Here is a 21074-nt window from a genome sequence, read left to right on the forward strand (position 1 = left end):
CTTTCAACTATGAAAGTAGCTTTTCTTTTCCTTTCTCCTTCTTCGGAAAAATCACATATGAAAATGAAATCGCTGTATCAACTAAAAATATAATTGCCCACACTTGGCTCACGCGACTTGCAGCTTTATTTAAAACGATTCCCGATTCTAACCAATTACCCCATTGTTCAAACGAAATAAATCCATACGCAAAGAAAAAGAATATGTGCACACCAACGAATAAAACAAGATGTAATACCCAATTTTTTATTTCCTGCTTCGCATAGGCCATACCTGTTAATTCTACGTGCTCTTCCATAATTGGCGCTGGTTCATTACGCCATTTCGCAACTAGCTTTTGCGCAAATATATCCAGCTTCTTCAAATCCTTTTTCCCGTAGAAAACTGCATACAATAAAATAATTACAGTAATGATTTGAAAATTAGAGAACTTTCCTGTTTGATAATAGTCCACTACCCCTAATGTTAAAATAAACACTTCATTTATGAGGAGTACAATCCCCATAATAAAGCTCGCCTTTTTCAAACGGAATCCGTAACGGAGTAAAAAGAAACCGATAGCTGATAACCAAAATACAATTTCTGCCCCAATTAAAAAATACCAACGATATTCTGCGAGTATACTCATTTATCCTTCTCCTTTTCATCATAAATACGAAAAGCTTCATCCATATATATTAAAAGTTCTTCTTCAATTGGATACATGCTCATTTTCTGTGAATCTTCCTTCGATTTTCTAACTTCCCATAACTTATCTAAAAATGCTTCGTCACCATTAGCCATTTCTAAACACTTCTGCATTAATTTTTTCGTTGCCCCTTGTACCTCATCATTAGCAGCTTCTTTACCTTCCTTCATAAAAGTACGGAATCGCTTTAATAAATCTACCCATTCTAAAACATTCGGATCTTCTTCACTCATATTCGGCAAATTGTGAAGCAACTTTTGTTCTTCCTTTGAAAACACTTCATTTTGGAATATTTCACGTATACGAGGAGACTGTTTCGAAAGCTGAATAAGTTCAAACATAACTTTCCAATCAAGATCTCCCTCCACATCTACCGAATAAACAACAGCTTGTAAAACACGCTCCATTCGATTAAATTTCTTTTGTTCTTCCTGTACAAACCGAAGTTGTTTTTCAAGAGAATCCTTTAAGTTAAGCTCACCTTTTACTAACATATTCGCAGCCTCTTTTAATGAAAATCCCATTTCCTTTAAAAATAAAATTTGTTGCAGCCTTATTACGTCAACTTCACTATATAAACGATGCCCACCTTCTGTTTTCCCGCTCGGCTTTAACAAATCTATTTGATCGTAATAACGTAATGTACGTACTGTAACCCCTGTTTCTCTCGTCAATTCTTGTATTGAAATCACTACCATCACCTCTTCCCCTTCATTATAAAAGATGACGTTACGTAACTTTCAAGTAATTTGTAAAAAAATACAAAAAGCTGTTTATACAAAGTGTATAAACAGCTTTTATGGAAATAACCCCTTTTGTATGGCGCGCCCACAAAATAAAATAAGTGCTCCAACAACAACACTCGTTGCTGTTTTATGATAATGAGCTGAAACTAATAAATAATATGATAAACCGACAGTACCGAGCATAATACAAATACTTGGCACTGGATTACGAGAGAAGTTCTGCATTCCCCAAAACAAAGCAAAAATAGCCGTAGCGACACATAATACCGGTAATCCCATCCCAGTTCCCCTTTTTTCTATCTATTCCTTGTTGCTAACACGCTCGTTGATGCGATACTTATTAATAAACCAAAACCAATCCTTATATATTTAAACGTTTAATCTAATTGAAATCTCTCAAACTTATCATTTATTTTCTTTCCCCCTTACTCCAGCGTAAAGATTTCCTCCACCTTCACTCCAAAATACTTGGCGATTTTTAAGGATAACTCTAGACTCGGATTGTAATGATGATTTTCAATCGCCACTATCGTCTGCCGCGTCACCTGCATCGCCTTTGCCATTTCAACTTGCGTTATATGATTTTGCTTTCTTAACTCTTTTATTTTATTTTTCACACCCATAGGCTCCACCTTCAAAAGTAAAGATATCTTTACTTAAATTATAAATATTTTCCAGTTTTAAGCAAAGATATCTTTACAAATTTTAGAAAAACGTTTCACTGAACATCTACTCTAACGAAGTACAAGAGTAATTCAATTTATATCAGCGATTTCCCAAATATATCAGCGCAACTTAAATTATATCGGCGATTTCCCAAATATATCAGCGCAACTTAAATTATATCGGCGATTTCCCAAATATATCAGCGCAACTCCATTTATATCGGCGATTTTTCAAATATATCGACTTACCGACAAATATCGACATCCGTAGCGCTACTATAATCATAAAAAAAAGCTGTCCCCAAATACCTTCAGGAACAGCTTTCTCCTCTACTACATAAATCCTAACGCATATACAAGAACGTATCCAAGAACCGATAAGCAAATCGAGCCAATCAGCCCTGCCACGAATGCTTTACTTCCTAATTTACGGAATGTTTTAAACTCTACATTTAAACCGAGCCCTGCCATCGCCATTGCGATTAGCATATAAGCAATGACAACAATATATCCCGCAACTACTTCTGGAATAATCCCGAGCGAATGCACTGCACTCATTGCTAAAAACCCGAAGATGAACCACGGAATTGGAAGGTCGCGCCACGATCTTTTTTCCTTGCTTCCCTCGCTCTTACCAAACCATAATCCGATTAAAATCGCTACTGGCACAAGCATTGCAACGCGCGTTAATTTCACGATAACTGCGATATCTACAGCCGTGCTTCCTCCTGGCGCCGCAGCTGCGATGACATGAGCGATTTCGTGAAGCGTCGCACCTGAGAATACACCGTAACCGTACGGAGATAAACCAAGCACTGGATATAATAACGTATAAATAAGCGTAAATATAGTACCTAAAATTGCGATGATTGCTGCTCCAACTGCCGTTTCGTCATCTTTTGCTTTCACTTGCGGTGCAATTGCCACGACCGCGGCTGCGCCGCAAATTGCCGTACCGCATGCAGTTAAAATTCCAAGTTTCTTTTCTACTTTAAATACTTTCGTTAATCCGTATACAACAAAAATAGTAAATGTAATAACAACCGCCGCGATGACCAATACTTTCGGTCCCGCCTTCGCAATATCAACAAGATTTAATCGCATTCCAAGTAAGATGATTCCAAAGCGCAGCAACTTCTTACTCGCAAAGTTCGTTCCTGCAATCGCATCGTGAGGAACTCCAATTGCAGCGCGCCAAATCATCCCAATTAGAATAGCAATTACTAATTGTCCCATAATATTTAAAAATGGAAGCTCTGCTAAATACTTCGCGGCAATTGCGATTAATAATGTAATCCCAATTCCTTGCGAAAATCCAAAGCCCTTCTTCTTTTGTATAACAAGTGTTTGTTCCACCTTGTACCACCCCAATAATCGTATTGGAACATGCATGTTCTTTCTACTTACATTATAAGAGAGTTTCTATAATAAGTTTAATATCAATACCAAATCTCTATCATCAGAAATACTTATGATAAGATGATAGAAAAAGAAAGGAGCAGATTATATGAACGTAGACATTTTAAAAATTTTTGTTACTGTCGTTGAACAGAAACACTTCTCCCGTGCAGCAGAATTATTAAACCTTTCACAGCCTGGCGTAAGTATGCATATACGCAACTTAGAAAACGAATTTGGCACTACGCTTATTCAACGCTCCCCGAAACACGTCCAAGTTACGGAAGCAGGAAACATATTATATATACATGCAAAGCAAATGCTCTCTCTTTACGAAGATGCTAAACAAGAAATTAACGAACTACATAACGTTGTAACAGGAACACTTCGCATTGGTGCTAGTTTTACAATTGGTGAATACTTACTTCCAAAAATATTGGCTAACTATGCGAATGAAAACCCACACGTCGAAGTTCATACTTTCATCTCAAATACAGAAGACGTTTTGCAGAGCCTTCGTTCTAATCAAATTGATATCGGCTTAGTGGAAGGGCAAGTCGTATACGCTGACGTTGACGTTGAAACATTTATGCAAGATGAAATGAAGCTCGTCGTCCCACCAAATCATCCATTGCTCCGCACAAATGAAATAAATGAAAGCACACTCCAAGATCAAGTATGGGTATTAAGAGAAAGTGGTTCTGGTACACGCGCTTATAGTGATCGCTTTATTCATCAACACCATTTAAAAATGAAACGATTTTTTACATTCAGTAGTATCCAAAGCGTAAAGGAAGCTGTTAGTGCCGGGCTTGGCATCGCTATACTTTCTGATTGGACTGTACGGAAAGAGCTACTAGCAAAAGAACTATTCCACGTCGAAGTTCCAAATGAACAACTCATCCGTCCATTCTCCATCGTACGCGGCAAATATTTCATTCCATCTAAAGCCATTCAAGTGTTCTTAAATCATGTAGATTCTTTTGCGAAAAAACAGAGTTGACCTTCACATTAGTGTGAAGGTTTACAATACATGTAAAAGGAGTGAAACACATTGCGAATTGGAGAATTATCAAAAGAAACTGGCGTTAGCGAAAGATCAATAAGACATTACGAAGAAAAGGGACTACTCCCTTCTAAGCGCCTCGCAAATGGCTACCGTGATTTTAATGAAAGTGCCATCGAAAAAGTGGAGCTTATTCAAATGTACTTACAAATCGGCTTAAATTTAGAAGAGACGGCAAGGATGCTACGCTGCCTTCAAATTGAACCGCACCTGTACGACAATCCGTGTAGCAGTATCCTTACGCTTTACGAAGATAAACTCAATGAAGTAACAAAGCAAATCACATTGCTTTCCAACATCCAAACGAATTTGCAAAAACACGTTTCACTCCTAAAACAAGCAAAAGAAAAGGGATGATTACATGTTTGTTATACATGGCAGTTCAAGACAAAACGGAAATACAGAAGCTTTAACACATATGATGATAGAGGGCATTGAAACAGAACAAATTTACTTGCGTGATCATACCGTCTATCCTATTACAGACCAACGTCATGATGCAGAAGGATTCCAACCTGTAAATGATGACTATGAGCAGTTAACGAAACGCATGCTAGAGCACGACACAATTATCTTTGCTACACCGCTATACTGGTACGGAATGAGCGGACATATGAAAAACTTCGTCGATCGTTGGTCACAAAGCTTGCGCGATACATCTCTTCATTTCAAAAAAAAAATGAAAGGCAAAAAAATGTATGTTGTCATCGTTGGCGGGGACAATCCTAAACTGAAAGCATTGCCGCTTATCGCTCAGTTTCAATACATCTTTGATTTTGTTGGTTCATCATTTGAAGGATATATTATTGGGGATGCGAATGGACTAGATGAAACCCAAAACGATGCTGAGGCGCTGGCAAAAGCACAATTGTATAATAATAAATTCAAAAATAGCGAACAGAAATAAGTTTGACAAACTATTTAGACTTAGCAACGCAAGAAGAATTAGAAATTATGTTACAAGAATACCCTGGCACAATACTTTTCATTAGCCATGACCGTGCCTTTATTCGCTCTGTTGCAGACCATATTCTACAAGTAGATGAGAGTGAACCAAGAATATTCCATGGTAATTACGAGCAATACACAAAAAGAACAACCGGGGATTCTGTAAACGTTACTGAACAAGAGTTATTACGATTACAAACAAAATTAACAGAAATCATCGGCCGAATTTCCATACCAAATCATCACGATGACATCACATCTCTCGAACAAGAATACGAAACATTATTAGTTCAAATCCGAAAATGTAAAGAAGCGCTCTAATGTCTTCCCTATATATCGACAAGGCCTTCCGCATTTCCCAAGAAATATTGGAATTTCGACACAGAATAGCATTAATAAAAGTGAAAAAACCGTGCATCAGCACGGCTTTTTCACTTTTCTATACGGACAGCAGTCCCGCTCACAGCAACCATTAGCATTCCTTCGCGAACTACTTCGTAATCCACGTCGATACCAACAATTGCATTCGCATTTTTTTGTCTTGCGAAAGTTTTCATTTCTTCCATTGCGATGTCGCGCGCTTCTTTTAATTTACTTTCATAAGCACCCGCGCGGCCGCCGACAACGTCACGAACAGAAGCGAAAAGGTCACGAACGATATTCGCGCCCATAATCGCTTCTCCATTGACGATATCGATGTACTCAATAATTTCTTTTCCTTGAATTGTAGACGTTGTTGTTACAATCATGCTTTATAGCCTCCCATATAAGATTTTCACTTACTTATGGTGCACTAATTCAGCAGAAATTATATTTATGAACTGAACTGAGCTTCGTATAATCGGCTGTATCCTCCGCCTTGCTCAATTAGTTCCTCATGCGAACCTTGTTCTGCAATACCATCTTTATTTACAACGACGATACGATCTGCATTTTTAATCGTTGCAAGCCTGTGAGCGATAACTAATGTTGTACGGCCGACAGATAGTTCTGCAAGCGATTTTTGAATCGCTAGTTCCGTCTCTGTATCTAATGCAGAAGTCGCTTCATCTAATATTAAAATTGGTGGGTTTTTCAAGAACATACGAGCAATCGCTAGACGCTGTTTCTGTCCACCAGAAAGTTTCACACCACGCTCACCGATAACGGTATCTAAACCGTCTGGTTGTGAGTAAATTAAGTCTTCTAACTGCGCACGTTTTACCGCCTGCCAAATTTCAGCTTCTGACGCCTTTAAATTTCCGTAAGCAATATTTTCACGAATCGTTCCTGAGAATAAGAACACATCTTGCTGCACAATTCCAATTTGTTTACGAAGTGAAGATAATGTCATATCTTTCGTATCAATACCATCAATTTGGATTGAACCAGACGATTGTTCATAAAAACGTGGGAGTAAACTACATAACGTTGTTTTTCCAGCTCCTGATGGTCCAACGAACGCAACCGTTTCACCTGCATGTATGTTCAAACTAATGTCATTTAAAATCGGTTCTTTATTTTCATATCCGAACGTAATGTTGTTATATTGAATATCACCATGTACATGTTTAACTTCCATCGCACCTTTAGAGTCTACAATATCTGGCTCTGTTTCAAGAAGCTCTACATATCTCTTAAAACCAGCGATCCCTTTCGGATAGCTTTCGATTACCGCATTAATTTTTTCAATTGGGCGGAAGAAAATATTCGTTAATAGAACGAATCCAATAAATCCACCGTACGTTAATTCACCTTGCAGAACAAACCATGTACCGCATATTAAGACGAAGAGTGTTACGAGACGCATGAGCATATAACTAATCGATGAATTTAATGCCATAATTTTATACGCCATTAATTTCGTTGTGCGGAAACGAGCGTTGTTAACAGCAAATTGCTCTTTCTCAAACTTTTCATTTCCGAATGCTTGTACTACGCGAATACCACCAACATTATTCTCAATACATGCATTGAAATCAGCAACGTCTGAGAATAAACGTCTAAATGTACCTGTCATTTTTTTGTTGAAGTAAAGTGCTAACCATAATAAGAATGGAATGACGAAGAACGTTAATAGCGCTAACTTCCAGTTGATCATCATCATAAATGAAAATGCCCCAACTAAAGTCATAATAGCGATAAATAAATCTTCTGGTCCATGGTGAGCAATTTCCCCAATTTCCATTAAGTCGTTTGTAAGACGTGAAATTAAATGACCTGTTTTATTATTGTCAAAAAATCTAAATGATAGCTTTTGAATATGATCAAATAATTTCTGCCTCATATCCGTTTCAATGTTAACACCAAGCATATGTCCCCAATATGTAACAACATATTGTAAGCCTGCATTTAATATATACACTGCAAGTAAACCGAAACAAGCCCATAAAATAAGCGTCCAGTTTTGTCCTGGCAATAACTTATCAATAAATTGATTTACGATAAGCGGGAAGCCAAGTTCTAGTAATCCTGCGACAACCGCACAAGAAAAGTCGAGTATAAATAAACCTTTATACGGTTTATAGTAAGAAAAAAATTTACGCAGCATATCTTACCTCCATTTTCCAAAATTAAAAAGACTCTCTAAATGATAACCATTATCAAATAATTATTCAAGTTATCCGTCTATGAAACTAAAAATAAGATTTTTGGTATTTGTCATTTTTTCCAGAGAGTCGATAGATTCAAATAATCGCCGATATAAATTTCATTTACTAACTACCCTCCCCCAAAACAAAAAAAGGTACCACCACAAGGTGATACCATTCCTTCTATTACATCGCTTCCGAATCCCACTCATGCTCCTGCTCAACGAATACAATACCTAATTCGTGATGTCCACCAGCATATAATGCAGTTTGTGCAAGACGAAGCTCACCATTTGTATCTAATACTTCTAATTTACAAAATGCTCCTGTCGTCTTCGTTTGAAGCGCATCATAAAATTCCTCGGCGCTTTTTGGAATGACTCCATTTACTTTCGTAATAATTTCTCCAGGTAGTAATTTTAGCTCTGCTCCAATTGTATTTGGGATTGTATCTAGTACAACGAGCCCATCATTGCGTGCAGCAAAATACGCTGGTCTTGTTTCATCAGTAATTTTCTCTTGCATCGAAATTGTGAAACGCCCAAGCATTGCGACTCCCATCGCGATAATTGCAAGTACATGCCACCAGTAACTTGCGATTCCTAAAACGAGCACAAGTCCTGCTAACCCATAAACACGTCTTCCTGTAAATAATAAAGCTTCCGTCGGCTCATAACTTTTAATCTTTCTCATAAATCCAATTAAAAATGGAACGAGAAATAGAGAATATGTATTTGAACCTATTGAAACGACAGGCCACCATGAAATAAACTGCGTTACCGCATCACCCGGTACAAGAATAAAAATAGGAACGATCCATAAACGCTTTGATTCGTGTAAACCAATCTTTAATCCACGCTTCCCCTTCCTAATCTTCGGTGTAGAATATCCTACTGCGTTTTTAGAAATCAATAAGCCTTCTACAATAAGCATAACGCCTAGCAAAATAGCAAGGGATACAATGGTATTCTCTTCACCTTCTCGAAGCTGTAAGAAGGAAACTGGTAGCTTAGAAGATAATAGAACACATACAATCGCAATGCTAAATGTATAAGCCGCTGATAAATATCGATACATAGCCGTTAATCCAAATAGTAATGTCCAAATTAAAATGGCCCATAAGCTTGCTTTAGAAACAACAAGTCCAAGCCCAATCGTAATAATAGATACTACTAATCCGTATCCAATCCCTGCAAATAGAGAGGTTCGCAGTTCAAACCAAATATCATAAACTTTAAAAGAAAAATCTTTTCGTTCTCTTAACATACGTAAGTATCCAACGAAGATACTACTTATTACAAATATATAGACAGCAGGGTGTAAGAAAAAACGTCCAACTGCCCGCATTATTTCAAAAATCCACGACTCCACGAACTCATTCACCACCATTTATATCATTCTTTCTTTTTATATTATCATAACTAAACAAACGTTTGTTTAACACAAAAAAATACAGGCAGCAAACTGCCTGTATTTCTTCTTATTTTGCCATTAATTTTAATGCTGACTGTAATTGTAGATCATTTTCTCCAGAACGGATTTTTTCGATAATTTTAGTTTGAATCGCTTCAGCTGTCTTTTTATCAAGCTGTCCTGTCGCTTCCATTTCATTCGCATTTTGGAATGCTTTCAGCGCTGATTCTGTCTCTTTACTAAAGTATCCATCTTCACGACCTGGTACATATCCTAAGCTCTTAAGCATTTCTTGAGCATGTTTTACTTGTACATCATTTGAATTGTATGAAAGTGTTTTTTCAATTTGAATTGGTGTCGCATGATAATAATTTGGTTGCTTCACTTCTACTGTTGGCGCGATTCCTTTTTTATGAATCCAGTTCCCATCCGGTGTTAACCATTTAAACATCGTTAATTTAATGTTGCTGCCGTCTTTAAATGGAACAGCTTGCTGGACAGTACCTTTACCAAATGTCTTTTCACCAATTAAATCGTATCCTTCTCCTTCTTTCAGTGCACCAGCTAAAATCTCTGAAGCAGAAGCACTTCCATTATCAATTAATACTGAAATTGGATATGGTTTTCTCTCTTTCAGTTCCGTAGAGAATTTCTTCTTCTCACCATTTCGCTGCTCTACTTGTAGCATCGGCTTTTTATTCGTCATAATTTCTCCCAGTATATCTTCTACACTATTTAAATAGCCACCAGGATTACCACGCACGTCAATAACTAAGCCTTTTATATTTTTCTTCTCTAACTCTTTTAACTGATCCTTAAATTCCTTCGCTGTATTTTCAGCAAAAGAAGTGATTTGCATATAACCGATATCTCTTCCGCTCTCTTGCTTCACAGAACTAAACACTGTAAAGATCGGAATTTTTTCACGCTTAATTTTAAATACAATCGGATCAGTTACTCCCGCACGTTTAATTTCAATTGCGACAGTCGTTCCTTTTTTACCACGGATCTTTAATACTGCTTCTTCACGTGATAAGTCTTTCACACTGTTTCCATCTACAGATAAAATTTGGTCATTCGGTTTAATTCCTATCTTTTCTGCTGGTGAACCTTTAATTGGCGATACGATAATAAGCTTATCGTCCGTTTTGTTCACCTCAGCCCCAATCCCCTCTAATTCAGGATCAAGCGATTCACTAAACTGTTTGGCTGTTTCTTTATCCATATACGTGGAATAAGGGTCCTTCAGCGTAGACAACATGCCTTGTATTGCACCTTCAACTAACTTTTCATCTTTCACGTCTTCCACATAACGTGAATCAATTAGTGCATACGCCTCATTAATTTTTGCCAAATTCCCTTGCGCAGTGCTAGCATTCCCACTCGAAATTGTTTGCGTTACTTCTGCTGGGTTAACCCCAAATACAGACATGCCTGCAAACATTCCGCCAGCACCAATTAAAAATGCAACAACCATTCCAATAATTGCAACTCTACGTTTCAATGCGGAATTCCCCTTTCCAAAACACACAGGTGGTGTAGCAAAAGGCATCACACAGTGTGTGATGCCTTTACCTATTTCTACTATATGATAAGCTTGTACGAATTATGTTTGCAACTTTTTATACTTTTAAGAAACGACGAATTGACATTACACTTCCCCACATACCGATTAACGCACCGATTAACACTAGTAAACCAGCTAATTGGAATACGAAAGGACTGTATGGTAGAAGCTCGAAAATTGTTCCGCCAAGTTTTTCGTTAAACACACCTTGCAACGAATTATACGTAACTAGAATTAAGCCAATTGGAATAATTGATCCTAATACTCCTAAGAATAACCCCTCTAGCAAGAATGGCCAACGAATGAACCAGTTTGTTGCACCAACAAGTTTCATAATTTCAATTTCTGTACTACGAGCATAAATTGTAATTTTAATTGTGTTAGAGATTAAGAACATTGCTGTGAATAAAAGACCAGCAATTAACGCAATCCCAATGTTACGACCAGTTTTTACAGTATCAAATAATCGTTCAACTTGCCCTTTTCCGTACTGAACATTACTGACAAACTGCATTTTTTCAACCTTCTTCGCGATTGTCGCTGTATCTGTTGGTTCTTTTGCTTTTACAACGAATACGTTTTTAAGTGGGTTATCTTGTTCAAATAACTCAAACGTTTTTCCGCTATCACCTAAGCTTTTAATTAAACGTTTTAACTCTTCTTCTTTAGAAGAATATTTAATAGAATCTACTTTTGCAATCTTACTCATATCTTCTTCTAATTTCTTTTGATCAGCTTCTTTCGCAGCTGGATCAATGTGTACACGAATCTCTACATCTTGCTCTACTTTCGTCGCAAAATGGTTCATATTCATAATCGCTGTTAAAAAGACACCTACAAGTAATAATGTAACTGTTACTGCACTAACAGAAGCAAATGTCATCCATCCGTTACGTGATAGATTCTTTACACCTTCTCGCAAATGTCGACTAAGGGTCTTAGCCTTCATATCCGTATCCTCCCTCAATCTCGTCTCGAACAATTTTTCCGCCTTCAATCGCGATTACACGATGACGGATTGTATTTACGATATCTGCATTATGCGTCGCCATAACAATTGTTGTACCACGCTCATTAATGCGAGTAAAAATCTTCATAATATCAAGAGCTGTTTCAATATCTAAGTTACCTGTTGGCTCATCGGCAATTACAACCTTTGGTCGATTTACAATCGCTCTTGCAATCGCAACACGTTGTTGCTCTCCACCTGAAAGTTCACTTGGAATTGCATCTGCACGATCTTCAAGACCTACAAGACCTAAAACCTCTGTTACACGCTCACGAATTGCATCTGGTTCTTCTTCAATTACTTCTAAAGCAAACGAAACATTCTCATATACCGTTAATTTAGGTAGTAATTTAAAATCTTGGAAAATTACGCCTAATTGACGACGAAAATATGGAACATCTCTTTCTGCCAATGTTTCAATAACAAGTCCATTTACATTAATTGATCCTGTAGATGGCTTCTCTTCACGATACATCATTTTAATAAATGTAGATTTTCCGGCTCCACTCGGTCCAACTACGTATACGAACTCACCTTGTTTAATGTTAACTGTAAGACCAGCAATGGCTTTCATACCATTCGGGTACTCCTTATAAACATTCGTCATTTTTATCATTATTTATCACCCAATACTTAATGATTTTTTTCGAAATACTTTTCTGTACATCTGAAAATAAAAGACATCCTTCATTTTCACTTAGTCATCCTTGTTGAAGGTAGTTTACTTATGCTTTCTCATAAGCAATACCACTCTATGTAATATATTTCAGCAAAATTCTACAAACCTCATTGTAACATCAAACGGTTTCCAGTTCGGATACATTTTTGTTACAGTTATGTTACATAAATGAAAAGGAAAACGAGTTGACCTATATTATCAACTCGTCCAGTTCACCTTTTTTATTTATGTTCAGCTAACCATTCAGATACTTTTTTCGCATCTTCACCTTGAATAAGTCCTGGTGACATTGAACCGCGGCCTTTTTTAATAATCTCTTCGATATCTGCAGCGTCGTACTTACCGCCTACTTTTCTTAAATCAGGTCCAGTTGCCCCTGATAAATCTGTCGCGTGACATCCAGCACAACTTCTTTGGAAAATTTGTTCTGCGCTGTCTGTGCTTGCAGACTGTTTCGAAGACTTACTCTCTTCTTTATTTCCGCATGCTCCTAAAGCAAAAACAACCGATGTCCCTAGCGCAATAGCCAACAATTTCTTTTTCACTTCTATCGCTCCCCATTGTTGATATTCTTTTTATTCCTAACACACTCATTTTCATTATAAGCATTATCTTTATATAGAAAAACTAAGGTGTATTTCATATTCCTCAAAAATACAGTGAGAACCTTGATAAAATAAAGCTTTCATAAGTTGTTTCAATTCTGTGAACAGCTTAAAAAACTTCTATAAAGAATCCTTTTTAAAAGGAAAATTAGAAATGTTCTATATAAATCTTTACCCTATTATCGCTCTATTTTACTATTCTCTACTTTTTACAAAACAATATACACCATTGTAATCTACATATAATCCCATCAAAAAGAGAAGTTGTCGTTTCCAACTTCTCTTCCTCTTTACTTCATCTATAAAAATAAAATCAAATTCTTTATATCCTCTATATCCTCAGCGTGGGCCAACAATTTAGTTGGCTTTTTTTCACTTATTAGATGCGAGAACGTAAGTAGGCATCAATAAATGGATCAATCTCTCCATCCATAACTGCTTGTACGTTACCAACCTCCGTATTTGTACGGTGGTCTTTTACAAGAGAATACGGGTGGAATACGTAAGAACGGATTTGGCTACCCCATCCGATTTCTTTTTGTTCCCCGCGGATTTCATCTAATTGTGCCTGTTGTTCTTCTAGTTTCTTTTGATATAATTTCGCTTTTAACATCTTCATCGCATGCTCACGGTTTTTAATTTGAGAACGTTCCGACTGACACGTTACAACTGTATTTGTCGGTGTATGTGTAATACGAACTGCTGAATCTGTCGTATTAACGTGCTGCCCACCCGCTCCACTTGCGCGGTACGTATCAATTTTTAAATCTTCTGTACGTACTTCGATTTCAACTTCATCATTGAACTCTGGTACAACTTCACAAGATACGAACGACGTATGACGACGACCTGAAGAATCAAATGGTGAAATACGTACAAGACGATGTACACCTTTCTCTGCTTTTAAGTAACCGTAAGCGTTATGACCTTTAATTAATAAAGTTACACTCTTAATACCAGCTTCATCACCTGGTAAATAGTCAACCGTTTCTACTTTAAATCCACGTTTTTCAGCCCAACGTGTATACATACGTAATAACATAGAACCCCAGTCTTGTGACTCAGTTCCACCTGCACCTGGATGTAATTCTAAAATTGCATTATTTTTATCATAAGGATCACTTAATAGTAACTGAAGCTCATACTCATTCATTTCTTGAATTAAGCCTTTTACTTCTGACTCTAATTCCTCATGTAAATCTTCATCGTATTCTTCTTTTAAAAGCTCATGCGTTACTTCTAAATTTTCGAACGTTTCATCTAATTGACGGAAACTTCCAACCATATCTTTTAACGCATTCGCTTCATTAATTACAGCTTGCGCGCCTTGTTGGTCATCCCAAAATCCTGCGCTCATCATTTTTTCTTCTAATTCTGCAATTTGTTTCTCCTTAGTAGGAAGGTCAAAGAGACCCCCTAAAAGCCGCTAATCGCTTAGCCATTTTCTCTAATTCCTGTCTAATTTCTACTAATTCCATTTCCTTCACCTCTATGTAATTGCTGTTACTTTCGTATGAAAACAAGGGAAACTCTCTCCACTTATTACGGAGAGAGTTTAACCCTTCTTAATTATACATTTTTGATATAAAATTTTGCAAAGCAGCCAAAGCTACCGCCCTATATTACTGAACAATACCACAGCAGTTTTTATATTTTTTACCGCTACCACATTTACATAAATCGTTGCGGCCCACTTGGTCACCTTTTACAACTGGCTTTTTCTTCGCTTCTTCGCCGTCGCTAGATGGATGAACAGCTTCACCTTGAACAACTTCTTGACGTTCTAAGTTTTGTTCAATTTCAGCTTTCATAATGTAACGAGAAATTTCCTCCTCAATAGAAGCAACCATTGACTCGAACATCGCGAATCCTTCCATTTGGTACTCACGAAGTGGATCAATTTGACCGTAAGCACGTAAATGAATACCTTCACGAAGGTGATCCATCGCATCAATATGCTCTGTCCATTTCGTATCTACAACGCGGAATACAACAACCTTCTCAAACTCACGCATTTGCTCTTCTGGCATAAGCTTTTCTTTGTCATTATAACGCTCTATTAATTTCGCGATAATCGGTTCGCTCATTTCCTCAGGAGCAAGGCGACGTAATTCTTCTTCTTTTATGTCTCCTTCTTGAAGAAGGTTTGTATTTAAGTAGTCAACAAGACCTTTAATGTTCCAATCCTCTTCAATTTCCTCTTGTGTATGAAGCGCAACAGCACGTTCTACTGTAGATTTCATCATACCTTCAATAATGCCACGTAAGTTTTCCGATTCCATTACTTCTTGACGTTGCTTATAAATAACTTCACGTTGCTGACGAAGTACATCATCGTATTGTAATAACTGCTTACGTGCATCATAGTTATTTCCTTCAACACGTTTTTGTGCAGACTCTACCGCACGAGAAACCATTTTACTTTCAATTGGCTGAGAATCATCCATACCAAGACGATCCATCATTGCTTTCATATTATCTGAACCAAATCGGCGCATTAATTCATCTTCCATTGATAAGTAGAACTGCGTCACACCAGGGTCCCCTTGACGACCAGCACGACCACGTAACTGATTATCAATACGACGGCTTTCATGACGTTCTGTACCGATAACTGCTAGACCGAAGATTTTCACATCGTCTCCAAGCTTAATATCTGTACCACGACCAGCCATATTCGTTGCAATCGTTACAGCACCTTTCATACCAGCTTCTGCAATGATATCTGCTTCACGCGCATGGTTTTTCGCATTTAAAATGTTATGACGTACACCTTTACGTGTTAACATTTTTGAAATAAGCTCTGAAGTTTCAATTGCAACTGTACCTACAAGAACAGGTTGCCCTTGTTTATGACGATTTACAATATCCTCAACAACAGCATTGAACTTACCTTCCATTGATTTAAAGATTAAATCAGCACGATCATCACGAATAATCGGTTTGTTTGTTGGAATTACAATAACGTTCATATTGTAAATGTTACGGAATTCCTCTTCCTCTGTTTTCGCTGTACCAGTCATACCAGATAATTTTTCATACATACGGAAGTAGTTCTGGAATGTAATTGTCGCAAGCGTCATACTCTCATTTTGAATTTCTACACCTTCTTTTGCTTCAATCGCTTGGTGTAATCCTTCGCTATAACGACGACCTTTCATAAGACGACCAGTAAATTGGTCTACAATTACGATTTCGCCTTCTTGTACAACATAATCTGTATCACGGTGCATAACAACGTGTGCACGAAGCCCCTGATTAATATGGTGAAGAAGTGCTACATGTTTTAAATCGAATAAGTTTTCAATATGGAAAGCTTTCTCTGCTTTCGTAATACCATCTTCTGTTAACATTACATTTTTCGTTTTCACATCAAATGAATACTCTTTTTCATTTTCTAACGTACGAACGAATGCATTTGCAAACATGTATAGCTCTGTTGATTTTTGAGCTTGTCCTGAAATAATAAGCGGCGTACGCGCTTCATCGACTAAAATAGAATCGACTTCATCGATAATAGCAAAGTGAAGTGGACGTTGAACGCACTGCTCTTTATATAAAACCATGTTGTCACGTAAGTAATCGAATCCAAGCTCATTATTTGTGCTATACGTAATATCAGCAGCATAAGCCTCTTGTTTCTCTTCGCGTGACATACTATTTAAGTTAATTCCTACCGTTAAGCCAAGGAACTCATGAAGTTGTCCCATTTCGTTCGCATCACGTTGTGCTAAGTATTCATTGACTGTAACAACGTGAACACCTTTTCCTGTTAAAGCATTTAAATATACAGGTAATGTAGATGTTAACGTTTTACCTTCACCCGTTTTCATCTCAGAAATATTCCCTTCATGTAAGGCAATACCACCCATTAACTGTACGCCATATGGACGCATTCCAAGAACACGAGTTGCCGCCTCGCGAACAACTGCAAAAGCTTCCGGTAGTAGATCATCTACTGTTTCACCTTTTGTTAGGCGTTCTTTAAATTCAAGCGTCTTTCCTTTTAATTGTTCATCAGTTAGTGGCTTAATAGATGACTCTAATGCATCAATTTGCTCAACTGTCTTTTGCATACGTTTAATTTGGCGTTGGTTTACATCAAACACCTTTTTTAAAATACCAATCATAGGAAATACGCTCCTCTTTTATTAAAATAAAACTTCCGATTGTTTTCTTTTTCTCTATTACAATCAGTCGTTGTAAAAATCAAATGTATGTTATGCCAATTTTTCTCCTAATTAAAAAAACTAAAATGTATATACCTAATGATAATTGTAACACTTGTCTTATAACTATGACAACAATCGGCCGAATGTCTCGTTCTAAATTAAGAAAAGTTTTTTAAAAATCTATTTTCAGCAAAAAAAGCGCAGCCATTTCGGCTGCGCTTTTGAATTATTATTTAGTTTCGATTAAACCATATTTCCCATCTTTACGGCCGTATACAACATTAGTTTCATTTGTATCAGCATTTGTGAAGACGAAGAAATTATGTCCTAGCATATCCATTTGTAGAATCGCTTCTTCAACGTCCATCGGTTTTAAATCGAATCGTTTTGTACGTACAAGTTCTAATTCATCCTCTTCTACCTCATCCATAACAGCTACTGCTTCTGGAAGGATAAAGTTTGTTTTCATAGAACCTTTCTCACGTAACTTACGATTTACTTTTGTTTTATGTTTACGAATTTGTCGCTCAATTTTATCAACTACTAAATCGATAGCAGCGTACATATCGCTATTAGTTTCTTCTGCACGAAGTAATAAATCAGTAAATGGTATTGTTACCTCGACACGTTGCTTGTCAGAGTATACTTTTAAATTAACTTTAATCTCTGGGAATGTATCAAAATAACGTTCTAACTTACTTAGTTTTTTCTCTACATATTCCTTTAATGCTGGAGTTACTTCAATATTTTCACCACGAATGTTGAATTTCATAGATGAATTCCTCCTTTCAAGCCTATGTACTATAATTTCGACACTGGCTTAAAAACTCCTTCTAACTTTTTTAAAAAAATTAGTGGAATTGCGATTTTTTTATCGTTTTTTGTTGAAATGAAAAGATGCATCGTTTCTATCTTTATTTTATCCTATTAACATCGTGAATAACGAATATAAGTGTGGCCAATTCGTTACAGAAAAGAAACAACTTTTTGACAACTTACCCTATAACAAAAAACCCCTTGCGAAAAACAAGAGGTTCTACCATATATATAACGTTGCCACAAATGCAGCTTTCTCTTCCCAAAAACAATATTCCTACAGTTTTACAACATTAGCTGCTTGTGGTCCACGTGCTCCATCTACAATGTCAAACTCTACTTGTTGCCCTTCTTCTAATGACTTATACCCATCTTGTTGAATAGCAGAAAAATGGACAAATACATCGTCACCATCTTCGCGCTCAATAAATCCAAATCCCTTTTCTGCATTGAACCATTTCACTCGTCCTTGCATGTTCATTCCATTCCCTTCACTCTAAAAATCAGGGCATTCGCCCCATATTTTGACTATAACGAATGACAACATATGAAGTCAAAGAAGACTTATCGCCTTTTTATTATCCCTTTCGACACTGCCATATTAACTTCTACAAAGTGTCAAACTAGATACTTCCCTTGCCCCTCTTTCATATAACAAACTTCCGATTTGCCTAACTGTAATTCCTGTCGTATACACGTCATCAACGAGTAAAATATGTTGCCCACAAAACATCTCTTCTCCCTGAAAATAAAAAGGATTGCTTCCTGACATCCTTTCTTTACGCGTCTTCTTACTTTGCTTTTCTGTTTCTCGCCGTCTTAAGGAAAAATCAGAAATACGGACAGGCAAACAAGTTGCTAATAACTCCGCTTGATTAAAGCCACGTTCAACTTCCCTTTCCTTACTAAGCGGAACAGCGATAACGGTTGAAACATCAGCAAAATACTTTTGAAATAAACTTCGAAAAGGACGATAAAAAATGCGCACTAACTCTGCATCACCCCGAAACTTAAACTGTGCTACTATTTCTTTCATCTCATTATCGTACATGTATAACGAACGGTTTTTAAAAGGACGATACTTCTCCTCATTCATCCACCTTATACAATCTATGCAAATACCGTCTTCTTGAAATGAGGCAGGAACAAATTCTAAAGGTCGGCCGCACTCCATGCAAATTTCTCCTATAATATAGGAAAGTTTCTGCTCACATCTATCACATATATATTTTCTATGACACTTTACAAAAAAAGTGTACCAACTAACCTTTTCTACAAAACACTCATCACAAAGTAAACAATGCATTAATCGATCAATCCTTGTTCTTTGGCATTTTTATTCATACCTTGAATATGTTTTTTCGCGCGCACCATCGCCTCTGTCTTACCATAGTGAAAATAAATGACCTCTCCATACGGTGCTTCAAAGCTCCGCCCTGCCCGGCCCGCAATTTGTACGAGTGCACTTTCTGAGAATATTTCTTCTTCAGCCCCTAAAACCGCTACTTGCAAATTTTTCACCGTTACGCCTCGCTCTAAAATTGTCGTTGTAACTAATAATGGGATTTCTCCTTTTCTGAAAGCCGCTACTTTTTCTTTTCTCCCCGGATCTTCTGCATGTACACCTTCAATTCGCTTGTTTAATGATTTTAACAACAGGCTTATCTCTTCTATATATCGCACATGGGGGACAAATAAAAAAATAGGATGTTTTTTATTTAAGTATGTTTGTAACCACTGTAGTAAAACTCGAGGAATTCTTTTATGAATGAGGCTTTTTTTCCAATTCCCGCACCAACAAAATAAAGGAACTGGTAAAGGATGACGGTGATATCGTCCAGAAACAATAACACCTTTTTGTTCACCTTTTCTAAATTTTCGCTTCCACGTTTCATCTGGAGTCGCAGTTAAATAAATACGCGCCGCCCTTTCTTTCATCGCTTGTTTTACCGCGTACTGTAACATTTGATCTGCACAATATGGAAAAGCATCTATCTCATCTACAACCATGACATGAAACGCCCTATAATAACGCAATAATTGATGCGTGGTCGCAACGACTAATACTGCATCTTTTTCTTTATCCACACTCCCTCCATATAAAGCCGCTACCTTTATATATGGAAATACTTCTTGTAATCTCGGTGCTAATTCCAGAACAACATCCGTTCTCGGCGTTGCGATACAAACTCTTTCTCCTTTTTGAAGCGCTTCGTTAATACCGTAAAACAACATCTCTGTTTTCCCAGCCCCGCATACAGCCCAAATAAAAAATGATTCTTTTTGCTTAATAGCCTCTACAACACCTTGTGCCGCCAAATTCTGACCAGTAGACAACTTCCCGTTCCACTGTAACAAGTTTAATTTCTTTTCTCTCTTTCTTTCAGCAATCCCGCGAACAAGTACAGCACATTCACTTACCCTCCCCATCGTTATACACTTCCGGCAATATGTGCACACTTTACTGCACCTTCTACATAAAAACGACGCAAATAGCCGCTGATCTACATTTCCGCAGCGTTGGCACATATTATATTTAGAATTCTTCTTTTTTACACCTTGTACACATATGACCTCTCCCTTCCTTTTCAAATCATTTAATTCCCTCTGTAAATCTGAAGAAAGTTCGTCTAATAGCAACTGTTTCCCCGCCAGCATCAACAATCACCTCCAGCACTACTATAAACCCTTCTTCAAATCCCGTAAAAACTCAAAAAAGCCGATAACCTACT

The 21074-nt window shown here is 37.2% G+C and carries 22 protein-coding genes and 1 pseudogene; 4 read left to right on the top strand and 19 right to left on the bottom strand.

Annotated elements, in window-relative coordinates:
• Positions 1-7: 7 nt before the first annotated feature.
• From ACYFX0_RS16405 to ACYFX0_RS16430, 6 genes and pseudogenes are all read right to left on the bottom strand, one after another.
• Positions 8-628 carry a hypothetical protein gene (locus tag ACYFX0_RS16405; RefSeq protein WP_460270959.1) on the bottom strand — a complete coding sequence of 207 codons (621 nt, stop codon included), beginning with the start codon at positions 626-628 and terminating at the stop codon, positions 8-10.
• Entirely contained in the window at positions 625-1386 is a 762-nt protein-coding gene (locus tag ACYFX0_RS16410) for a MerR family transcriptional regulator (RefSeq protein ID WP_140159679.1), read from the bottom strand. Before ACYFX0_RS16410 ends, ACYFX0_RS16405 begins: the two co-directional genes overlap by 4 nt.
• 99 nt (positions 1387-1485) lie before the next feature.
• Positions 1486-1713, bottom strand: coding sequence for a hypothetical protein (locus ACYFX0_RS16415; RefSeq protein ID WP_000524123.1), 228 nt, complete (start codon positions 1711-1713; stop codon positions 1486-1488).
• A 17-nt stretch (positions 1714-1730) separates the two neighbouring features.
• Positions 1731-1802, bottom strand: a pseudogene (locus ACYFX0_RS16420) (ATPase); the annotation flags it as partial.
• A gap of 57 nt (positions 1803-1859) precedes the next feature.
• Positions 1860-2057 (bottom strand): helix-turn-helix transcriptional regulator, encoded by a 198-nt coding sequence (locus ACYFX0_RS16425; protein ID WP_000538364.1) that lies wholly within the window; start codon positions 2055-2057, stop codon positions 1860-1862.
• Positions 2058-2432: 375 nt separating this feature from the next.
• Complete coding sequence (locus tag ACYFX0_RS16430; protein WP_247727648.1) at positions 2433-3455, bottom strand: YeiH family protein; 1023 nt, start codon at positions 3453-3455, stop codon at positions 2433-2435.
• A 151-nt stretch (positions 3456-3606) separates the two neighbouring features.
• Here ACYFX0_RS16430 and ACYFX0_RS16435 point away from each other — a divergent pair, with 151 nt between their 5' ends.
• The 4 genes from ACYFX0_RS16435 to ACYFX0_RS16450 are packed head-to-tail and all read left to right on the top strand — an operon-like array spanning position 3607 to position 5832.
• Entirely contained in the window at positions 3607-4500 is an 894-nt protein-coding gene (locus ACYFX0_RS16435; protein ID WP_001099987.1) for a LysR family transcriptional regulator, read from the top strand.
• Positions 4501-4551: 51 nt separating this feature from the next.
• Positions 4552-4920: a MerR family transcriptional regulator gene (locus ACYFX0_RS16440; RefSeq protein WP_247727649.1), complete on the top strand. Its 369-nt coding sequence runs from the start codon at positions 4552-4554 to the stop codon at positions 4918-4920.
• A 4-nt stretch (positions 4921-4924) separates the two neighbouring features.
• The gene (locus ACYFX0_RS16445) at positions 4925-5470 is read left to right on the top strand and encodes a flavodoxin family protein (protein WP_460270964.1); all 546 of its coding nucleotides are present in this window, start codon (positions 4925-4927) and stop codon (positions 5468-5470) included.
• Positions 5471-5472: 2 nt separating this feature from the next.
• Positions 5473-5832, top strand: a complete 360-nt coding sequence (locus tag ACYFX0_RS16450) for a hypothetical protein (protein WP_000186323.1) — start codon at positions 5473-5475, stop codon at positions 5830-5832.
• 110 nt (positions 5833-5942) lie between these two features.
• Here ACYFX0_RS16450 and ACYFX0_RS16455 read toward each other — a convergent pair whose 3' ends face one another.
• The 13 genes from ACYFX0_RS16455 to comFA form a co-directional block, all read right to left on the bottom strand.
• Positions 5943-6260 (bottom strand): YbjQ family protein, encoded by a 318-nt coding sequence (locus ACYFX0_RS16455; RefSeq protein WP_247727651.1) that lies wholly within the window; start codon positions 6258-6260, stop codon positions 5943-5945.
• A gap of 65 nt (positions 6261-6325) precedes the next feature.
• A complete protein-coding gene (locus tag ACYFX0_RS16460) occupies positions 6326-8041 on the bottom strand; it encodes an ABC transporter ATP-binding protein (RefSeq protein ID WP_000944606.1) in 1716 nt (571 codons plus the stop codon).
• A 226-nt stretch (positions 8042-8267) separates the two neighbouring features.
• Positions 8268-9470 (bottom strand): PDZ domain-containing protein, encoded by a 1203-nt coding sequence (locus tag ACYFX0_RS16465; RefSeq protein ID WP_000261257.1) that lies wholly within the window; start codon positions 9468-9470, stop codon positions 8268-8270.
• Between the two features lie 91 nt (positions 9471-9561).
• A complete protein-coding gene (locus tag ACYFX0_RS16470) occupies positions 9562-10998 on the bottom strand; it encodes a S41 family peptidase (protein WP_000830306.1) in 1437 nt (478 codons plus the stop codon).
• Between the two features lie 118 nt (positions 10999-11116).
• Positions 11117-12010 (bottom strand): permease-like cell division protein FtsX, encoded by an 894-nt coding sequence (gene ftsX, locus ACYFX0_RS16475; protein WP_000645028.1) that lies wholly within the window; start codon positions 12008-12010, stop codon positions 11117-11119.
• Positions 12000-12686, bottom strand: a complete 687-nt coding sequence (gene ftsE, locus ACYFX0_RS16480; RefSeq protein ID WP_000594331.1) for a cell division ATP-binding protein FtsE — start codon at positions 12684-12686, stop codon at positions 12000-12002. Before ftsE ends, ftsX begins: the two co-directional genes overlap by 11 nt.
• 284 nt (positions 12687-12970) lie before the next feature.
• Entirely contained in the window at positions 12971-13294 is a 324-nt protein-coding gene (cccB, locus tag ACYFX0_RS16485) for a cytochrome c551 (RefSeq protein ID WP_000727971.1), read from the bottom strand.
• 439 nt (positions 13295-13733) lie between these two features.
• Positions 13734-14832 (bottom strand): peptide chain release factor 2 gene (prfB, locus tag ACYFX0_RS16490; protein ID WP_097807990.1). Its coding sequence is split into 2 segments (ribosomal slippage): positions 13734-14759 and positions 14761-14832, totalling 1098 coding nucleotides; the frame shifts between segments, so codons are not numbered across the junction.
• Positions 14833-14976: 144 nt separating this feature from the next.
• Positions 14977-17484 carry a preprotein translocase subunit SecA gene (gene secA / locus ACYFX0_RS16495; RefSeq protein WP_000579373.1) on the bottom strand — a complete coding sequence of 836 codons (2508 nt, stop codon included), beginning with the start codon at positions 17482-17484 and terminating at the stop codon, positions 14977-14979.
• A 271-nt stretch (positions 17485-17755) separates the two neighbouring features.
• Positions 17756-18298, bottom strand: a complete 543-nt coding sequence (hpf, locus tag ACYFX0_RS16500; RefSeq protein WP_000671187.1) for a ribosome hibernation-promoting factor, HPF/YfiA family — start codon at positions 18296-18298, stop codon at positions 17756-17758.
• Positions 18299-18619: 321 nt separating this feature from the next.
• A complete protein-coding gene (gene cspC, locus ACYFX0_RS16505) occupies positions 18620-18817 on the bottom strand; it encodes a cold shock protein CspC (protein ID WP_001990088.1) in 198 nt (65 codons plus the stop codon).
• A gap of 126 nt (positions 18818-18943) precedes the next feature.
• A complete protein-coding gene (locus tag ACYFX0_RS16510; protein WP_044783038.1) occupies positions 18944-19648 on the bottom strand; it encodes a ComF family protein in 705 nt (234 codons plus the stop codon).
• Entirely contained in the window at positions 19648-21000 is a 1353-nt protein-coding gene (comFA, locus tag ACYFX0_RS16515; RefSeq protein WP_002162976.1) for an ATP-dependent helicase ComFA, read from the bottom strand. Before comFA ends, ACYFX0_RS16510 begins: the two co-directional genes overlap by 1 nt.
• Positions 21001-21074 lie beyond the last annotated feature (74 nt).

Source organism: Bacillus sp. NEAU-Y102 (genome assembly GCF_054788175.1).